8 protein-coding genes are annotated in these 7,533 nt (G+C 30.0%); all 8 read left to right on the plus strand.

Annotated elements, in window-relative coordinates; genetic code table 11:
- The first annotated feature begins 143 nt into the window (after nucleotides 1-143).
- Nucleotides 144-1,193: an NAD-dependent epimerase gene (locus ACTCAF_RS10410; protein WP_463063216.1), complete on the plus strand. Its 1,050-nt coding sequence runs from the start codon at nucleotides 144-146 to the stop codon at nucleotides 1,191-1,193.
- Nucleotides 1,190-1,756 (plus strand): acyltransferase, encoded by a 567-nt coding sequence (locus ACTCAF_RS10415; protein ID WP_463063217.1) that lies wholly within the window; start codon nucleotides 1,190-1,192, stop codon nucleotides 1,754-1,756. Before ACTCAF_RS10410 ends, ACTCAF_RS10415 begins: the two co-directional genes overlap by 4 nt.
- A 5-nt stretch (nucleotides 1,757-1,761) precedes the next feature.
- Complete coding sequence (locus ACTCAF_RS10420) at nucleotides 1,762-2,931, plus strand: glycosyltransferase family 4 protein (protein WP_463063218.1); 1,170 nt, start codon at nucleotides 1,762-1,764, stop codon at nucleotides 2,929-2,931.
- A 56-nt stretch (nucleotides 2,932-2,987) separates the two neighbouring features.
- Nucleotides 2,988-3,923 carry a hypothetical protein gene (locus tag ACTCAF_RS10425; RefSeq protein WP_463063219.1) on the plus strand — a complete coding sequence of 312 codons (936 nt, stop codon included), beginning with the start codon at nucleotides 2,988-2,990 and terminating at the stop codon, nucleotides 3,921-3,923.
- A 29-nt stretch (nucleotides 3,924-3,952) separates the two neighbouring features.
- Nucleotides 3,953-5,110, plus strand: coding sequence for an EpsG family protein (locus tag ACTCAF_RS10430; protein ID WP_463063220.1), 1,158 nt, complete (start codon nucleotides 3,953-3,955; stop codon nucleotides 5,108-5,110).
- Between the two features lie 77 nt (nucleotides 5,111-5,187).
- Nucleotides 5,188-6,066, plus strand: coding sequence for a glucose-1-phosphate thymidylyltransferase RfbA (gene rfbA / locus ACTCAF_RS10435; protein ID WP_463063221.1), 879 nt, complete (start codon nucleotides 5,188-5,190; stop codon nucleotides 6,064-6,066).
- Nucleotides 6,067-6,078: 12 nt separating this feature from the next.
- Nucleotides 6,079-6,630 (plus strand): dTDP-4-dehydrorhamnose 3,5-epimerase, encoded by a 552-nt coding sequence (gene rfbC, locus ACTCAF_RS10440; protein WP_463063222.1) that lies wholly within the window; start codon nucleotides 6,079-6,081, stop codon nucleotides 6,628-6,630.
- 18 nt (nucleotides 6,631-6,648) lie between these two features.
- On the plus strand, nucleotides 6,649-7,533 hold an 885-nt coding region (gene rfbB / locus ACTCAF_RS10445), incomplete at its 3' end, for a dTDP-glucose 4,6-dehydratase (RefSeq protein WP_463063223.1).

Below are 7,533 nucleotides of genomic sequence, written 5' to 3' on the forward strand. Positions count from 1 at the left end.
TCAAAATAATGAAGTATTAGAAGAAGTAGCAGCTGCTTTAGACAAAGATTGTGATAATAGGAAACAAGTTTTAATTGATGTAAAAGGAATTTTTGATCGTAAAGAAGCAGAAAATATGAACTACTTATATTGGAGGCTGTAAGATGAGAAGTGACTACAAAGAGCTAGATAAAAATAAAGTATACTTTATTACAGGAGCTGCAGGATTTATAGGATTTCACCTATCCAAGAGATTACTTGATGAAGGCTGTACTGTTATAGGATTAGATAACTTAAACGATTATTATGATGTTAATCTTAAAAAAGCAAGATTGGAGATTATTAAAGAATATGATAAGTTTAAATTCATATATGCAGATTTACAAGATAAAGAAGCTTTAGAAAAAGTGTTTAAAGAAAACAAGATAGACATAGTAGTAAATTTAGCTGCTCAAGCAGGAGTAAGATATAGTCTTATAAATCCTGATGTATATATTCAATCTAATATAGTAGGTTTTATGAATATACTTGAAATGTGTAGACACTATAAAGTAGAACATTTAGTTTATGCATCTTCAAGTTCTGTCTATGGTATGAACGTTACTATGCCATTTTCTATACATCATAATGTAGATCATCCAATAAGTCTTTATGCAGCTACTAAAAAATCTAATGAACTTATGGCTCATACATATAGCCATTTATTTGGATTACCTACTACAGGACTAAGATTTTTTACAGTGTATGGGCCATGGGGTAGACCAGATATGGCATTATTTTTATTTACAGATGCAATAATGAATGATAAACCTATTAAAGTATTTAACCATGGTAAAATGAAAAGAGACTTTACATATATAAATGATATAGTTGAGGGAGTAATAAGATTACTTAATAATCCTCCAAAAGCAAATAAAGATTGGAACAAAGAAAAAGCAGATCCAGGGACAAGCAGTGCACCTTATAAAGTATATAACATAGGGAATAACAAACCAGTAGAATTAATGGAATTTATAGAAGTTTTAGAAGAAAAAATAGGTAAAAAAGCAAAAAAAGAATTCTTACCAATGCAAGATGGAGATGTACCTATGACATATGCTGATGTGGATGACTTGATGAGAGATGTAGGGTTTAAACCAGATACAAGTATAAGAGAAGGAATAGGTAAGTTTGTAGAGTGGTATAAAAAATATTTTGGAGAGAAATGCATATGAGAAAAAGAGAGCTACTGGTTAAATATAAAAAATTAATAAGTTTTATAGTGAAGTTATCTAAAATACTGCCAAAAGGATTTTATAAAAGAATACTCAAATTAACAAGAAATTGGGATAGTTTAATGGCTATTTTCATCAGGTATATATGCCTTAAAAATATTTGTAAAAGTTGCGGAGAAAATGTTGCAATATTTTCTGGAGTGTATATTTTAAATGCAGAAAATCTAGAGATTGGAAACAATGTAAGCATTCATCCAATGTGTTATATTGATGCTGCTGGAGGTATTAAAATAGGAGATGATGTTTCAATAGCTCATTCTACAACAATAATGTCTACAGAGCATATATATTCAGATATTAATATTAATATTAAAGACCAAGGATGTAGAAGTATTCCAACAATTATTGAAGATAATGTTTGGATAGGTGCAGCTTCTAGAATATTGGCAGGAACAATAATTAGGAGGGGAAGTATAATCGCTGCGGGTGCAGTAGTTAAAAATGAAGTAAAAGAATTTTCTATAGTAGGAGGAGTTCCTGCAAAATTACTAAAGGAGAGGTAAAAAGAATGAAAGTAGTGTTTGCACATGACCATATATTTTATAAGTATAAAGATGAATATTATAGTAGGGGGGGACTGTCTGGCGAAGTATTACAAAGATACGTTAATATTTTCAAAGATGTGACTGTAATTTCTAGACAAAAAGAGATAGATATATTAACTAATAAATTGACGTTAGCTAGTATTAAGGGAGTGCGTTTTGTTGGAATACCTAATTTTAAATCAATTAAGACATTTTACAAAATAATTGAAACCAATAAAATAATTGAAAATGAAGTTAGACAATCAGACTGCTTAATAGCTAGATTACCGAGTTCAATTGGTTCTTTAACTATTAAATATGCAATAAGACACAATAAACCTTACCTTATTGAAGTAGTAGGATGTGCTTGGGGTGCGCTTTGGAATCATAGTCTAAAGGGAAAGTTTGTTGCGCCATATATGTATTTCAAAACAAAAAAACTTGTTAATGATGCAAACTATGTCGTTTATGTAACTAATGAATTCTTACAGAAGAGATATCCTACTAAGGGAAAAAGCATAAACTGCTCAAATGTAGCATTAAAAGAATTTGATGATAATGTTCTTAAGGCCAGGTTAAATAAAATTAATAACATGAAAGGTAACAGTAGAATAGTTATAGGTACTACTGCAGCGGTCGACGTTAGATATAAAGGACAACAGTTCGTTATAGAAGCTTTAGGTAAATTGAAAAAGCAAGGTATCACAAATTATGAATATCAACTTGTTGGTGGGGGAGATCAAACATATTTAAAATCGGTAGCTGAAAAATTTAATGTTACGGATCAAGTTAAGTTTTTGGGGTCAATACCTCAAAGCAAAGTATTTAATTGGCTTGATACTATAGATATATATGCACAACCAAGTAGACAGGAAGGGTTACCACGAGCGTTAATTGAAGCAATGAGCCGTGCGTTACCTTCATTTGGTGCAAATACTGCAGGTATACCTGAACTATTAGAACCAGAATATATTTTTTCTAATACACGAAGAAATATAGATGAAATTTGTAATATTTTACAATCATTTACTAAAGATACTATGAGTATACAGGCGAAACGAAACTATGCTGAAGCTAAGAAATATGATAAGGAAATAATAGAAGAGCGTAGGAAAAAGTTTTTTATGGATTTTAAGAATTCAATAGAAAATTAAATTTATAAAAACAAAGTAATAAAAGTAGTAAAAATTTTATTGTGAAGGATGAAAATATGGAAGATAAATTTAGTTTAAATAAAAATAAATGCCTATTTTTATGGCTAAATAATAAAGAGTTTCACGCTGTGGAAGCGGCCAAGCGTGGAATTGAAGTAGCACAAGTATATAAACAGCTTCCTACTGCAATGCGAGCCATTAGAAGGGTTCAAATAGAACTTAATATACCATGGACCTCTCCCTGGATAGCATCTTGGAAGAAAAAAATAACGCACTATGAAACAGTAATTATTCACGCATCTAAAATTACACCACCTGTGGTAAAATTCATTAGACGAAAAAATCCTGATGTTAGAATTATTGTGTGGTATTGGAATCCCGTTGACAAGTGTGTAGGCTTAGATCAATTTTCGGATGTCGATTGTGAAATATGGTCTTTTGATGAGGAAGATTGTGCTAGATATGGACTAAAGTATAATACGCAATATTATTTTAACAATGTATCATTAAAAACAACACAAGATAAATTTGATGTATTTTTTGTTGGTGGAGATAAAGGTAGGATTAAAGATTTAGTGGACATAAAGCAGAAATTTGATAATTTAGGGATTTCAAGTTATTTTCATATTACTCCTACTGGGAGAAAGCATGAAGTTTATAAAGAGATTTATAAAGAAAGAATCTCCTACACAAAAGTATTGGATTATATTTCGGAAAGTAAAGCTATTCTTGATTATCTATCAGAAAAACAAAGTGGATTAACCCTTAGACCTCTAGAAGCTCTTTTTTTCAGAAAAAAGCTAATAACTAATGACAAAACAATAGTAAACAGGGATTTTTATAGGAAAGAAAATATTTTCGTCTTAGGAAAAGATGATATCGAAAATCTACCTCAATTTCTTAATACACCTTATCAAAATGTAGAAGAAGAAATTGTTAATAAATATGATTTTGATAGCTGGTTAGAAAGATTTTTTAAAGAGAACATCTAATAATTTGAATTAGCAAAGAGGTAATAATCATGACTTTATATCTATATTTATTTATATTATTTATTAATTTATTATTTGCATTTAGAAAGAGACAATCTACGCTGCTTACAATAGGCACTCTAATTACAATACTCCTATTTATAAGTGGTGCTGGTCCTGAATATATAGGACAGAATGATTACATCAATTACAAAATTAGGTATGATAGTATCGGAAATGTCAGTTTATTTGAAAGCGCACAGGTAGGATATACATTCCTTATGAAGGTCGGTAACTTACTCAACTTAGACTTTTTTGCTTTTAGGATGTTAGTTACAGCGATTTGCCTACTATTGCTTTATAAAACAGTAATAAAAAGATATGCTTATAACTCAAATTATATATTATTGATGTACATGATGTATCCAATGATTATTGATAGTGAGCATTTTCGTAATTTTATTGCGATGACAATATTTTTAGTTGCTATAAGATTTTTAGAAAGAAATTTACTTAAGGATAAGATAAAATTTTTGGTACTAGTTTTGATTGCATTCAGTATTCATACTGCGTTTATATTTTACACCCCTTTAATATTTGTGAATGCTAATGATAAAAACAGGTTAGTAAAAGGTATTGCCACAGGAACTATTTTTCTGACTATAGTTGCATTTTTAAATAATAACCAAGTACCATTTTTGCAGTTGATACTTAAATTCTTTGATGATGAAAAAGTTATTAGATATTTAAGTAGTAGAACAAATTTTGGTTTTTTAATCCCAGTTATTTTGCACTTAATAAGCATAATCCTTGTTTATTGGTCTAGAAAAGTTATTATCAGAAAAAATTTTAAAACCAATATCATGGATGAATTAAATGATAGTATAAATTACAATCAGAAAAAAAGAGTTGCTGATATAGAATTTATAAATCTGGTTTTTTGGATCAATATAATTGGGATTGTCTTTTTCCCTTTATATATGATGTCAACGACTTTCTACAGACTGGCTAGAAACTTTTTGATATTAAATTTCATAGTCTATTCTATAGCTTCAAATAAGCTAAAAAGAGGAAGTGCGTATAAGTTAATTTTCAACTCTACGGTTATTGCTAGTGTTACTTTGTGGCTAGTAATGGACTTAATTATTACGACGCGTCCAGAAAGAGTCCTTATTCAATTTTTTACTAGGAATCTGTTTTTTAACTAGAACACAATACCATAAAGCTTAATAGTTCTAACAAATGTATCATTCAAGTATAAAATATTTTCTACGAGGTGAATGCAATGAAAGGTATAATTCTCGCAGGTGGCTCAGGTACTCGTCTATACCCACTAACTCTTGTTACAAGCAAACAAATTTTACCAGTGTATGATAAACCTATGATATACTATCCACTATCAACATTAATGCTTTCAGGCATAAGAGATATATTAATTATTTCAACTCCACAGGATTTACCAAGATTTAAGGAACTTTTAGGTGATGGAAGTCAATTTGGGATTAATTTAAGTTATGCAGAACAGCCATCACCAGATGGTCTAGCCCAAGCTTTCATAATAGGTGAAGACTTTATTGGTGATGATGATTGTGCAATGATATTAGGAGATAATATTTTCTATGGACATAACTTAACAAAGTTATTAAGAGAAGCGGCAGAAAATAAAGGTAGAGCTACTGTATTTGGATACTATGTAGATTACCCTGAAAGATTTGGTGTAGTAGAATTTGATGATGAGGGAAGAGTAATATCCATTGAAGAAAAACCTAAAAATCCAAAATCAAACTATGCTGTTACAGGACTATATTTCTATGATAAAGATGTAGCAAAATATGCAAAAACATTAAAACCAAGTGCAAGGGGAGAGCTTGAGATAACTGATTTAAACAGAATTTATTTAGAAATGGGCAAGCTTGATGTTAAGCTTTTAGGTCGTGGTTATGCATGGCTTGATACAGGTACTGTAGAATCGTTAATTGAAGCATCTGAGTTTGTTAGAATAATTCAAAAAAGACAAGGTATAATTATATCTGCTCCAGAGGAGATAGCATATATAAATGATTGGATTTCAAAGGAAGAGTTATTAATTTCAGCTAAAAAATATGGAAAATCTCTTTATGGAAAGCATTTGAAAAAGGTTGCAGAAGGTAATATTAGATATTAAGAGGTGGAATAAATGAATCTTATAAAAACAGAGTTAGATGGTGTATATATATTAGAACCTAAGGTTTTTGGAGATAACCGTGGTTGGTTTATGGAAAGCTATTCAAAAAAAGTTTTTAAAAAAATTGGATTAGATATAAACTTTGTTCAAGATAATCATTCCTATTCAGCCTTAAAGGGAACTCTTAGAGGCTTACATTTTCAGAACAATCCTATGGCACAGACAAAGCTTGTAAGATGCACAAGAGGAAAAATATTAGATGTTGCTGTTGATTTAAGAAAGGGTTCTTCAACATACAAAAAATGGATTGCTGTTGAATTATCTGATGAAAATAAAAGACAGCTATTAATACCAAAGGGATTTGCACATGGTTTTTTAACTTTAACAGACGATGTTGAAGTTCAATACGAAGTAGATGAATATTATTCTAAAGAACATGATAGAAGTGTAAGATTTGATGATCCAGAAATAGGTGTTAATTGGGGAATAGATAATCCTATACTTTCAGAAAAGGATAAAAATGCACCTTTATTAAAAGATAGTGATTGTAATTTTACATATTGATAAGGGGGATAAAATATTATGAATATACTTGTGACAGGTGGAGCAGGATTTATAGGAAGTAATTTTATTTACTATATGCTTGATAAATATAATGATTATAGAATAGTTTGCTTGGACAAGTTAACATATGCAGGAAATTTATCAACTTTAAAGAAAGCTCTTGAAAATCCAAACTTTAGATTTGTAAAGGGAGATATAGCAGATAGAGAATTTGTATTTAATCTTTTTGAAGAAGAAAATTTTGATATAGTTGTAAATTTTGCAGCAGAATCACATGTAGATAGATCAATAGAAGACCCAGGAATATTTTTAAAGACTAATGTAATGGGAACACAAGTTTTAATGGATGCATCAAGGAAGTTTGGTGTAAAAAGATTTCATCAAGTTTCAACAGATGAAGTATATGGAGATTTACCTCTTGATAGACCAGATTTGTTTTTTACTGAAGAAACACCTATACATCCATCATCACCTTATTCAGCATCAAAGGCGGCAGCAGATCTTCTAGTCCTTGCATATTTCAGAACATATAAATTACCTGTAACTATTTCAAGATGTTCTAATAATTATGGACCATATCATTTTCCAGAAAAATTAATACCTCTAATGATTATTAGAGCATTAAACGATCAATCTCTTCCTGTATATGGTGATGGTAAAAATGTACGAGATTGGTTATATGTAGAAGACCATTGCTCAGCAATTGATATAATAATACATAATGGAAGAGAAGGAGAGGTATATAACATAGGTGGCCATAATGAAAGAACAAATTTAGAAGTAGTAAAGACAATACTTAAGGAACTAGGAAAGTCAGAAGAATTAATAACTTTTGTTAAGGACAGGCCAGGACATGATTTAAGATATGCAATAGACCCAACAAAGATAAAGAATGAATTAGGA

The sequence above is a fragment of the Deferrivibrio sp. genome (assembly GCF_055117995.1).

What these genes read in the sequence shown, in the direction of transcription:
- ACTCAF_RS10425 (WP_463063219.1), top strand. Translation starts at nt 2,988, where the DNA reads ATGGAAGATAAATTTAGTTTAAATAAAAATAAATGCCTATTTTTATGG.
- rfbC (WP_463063222.1), top strand. Translation starts at nt 6,079, where the DNA reads ATGAATCTTATAAAAACAGAGTTAGATGGTGTATATATATTAGAACCT.
- ACTCAF_RS10420 (WP_463063218.1), top strand. Translation starts at nt 1,762, where the DNA reads ATGAAAGTAGTGTTTGCACATGACCATATATTTTATAAGTATAAAGAT.
- ACTCAF_RS10430 (WP_463063220.1), top strand. Translation starts at nt 3,953, where the DNA reads ATGACTTTATATCTATATTTATTTATATTATTTATTAATTTATTATTT.
- ACTCAF_RS10415 (WP_463063217.1), top strand. Translation starts at nt 1,190, where the DNA reads ATGAGAAAAAGAGAGCTACTGGTTAAATATAAAAAATTAATAAGTTTT.
- rfbA (WP_463063221.1), top strand. Translation starts at nt 5,188, where the DNA reads ATGAAAGGTATAATTCTCGCAGGTGGCTCAGGTACTCGTCTATACCCA.
- ACTCAF_RS10410 (WP_463063216.1), top strand. Translation starts at nt 144, where the DNA reads ATGAGAAGTGACTACAAAGAGCTAGATAAAAATAAAGTATACTTTATT.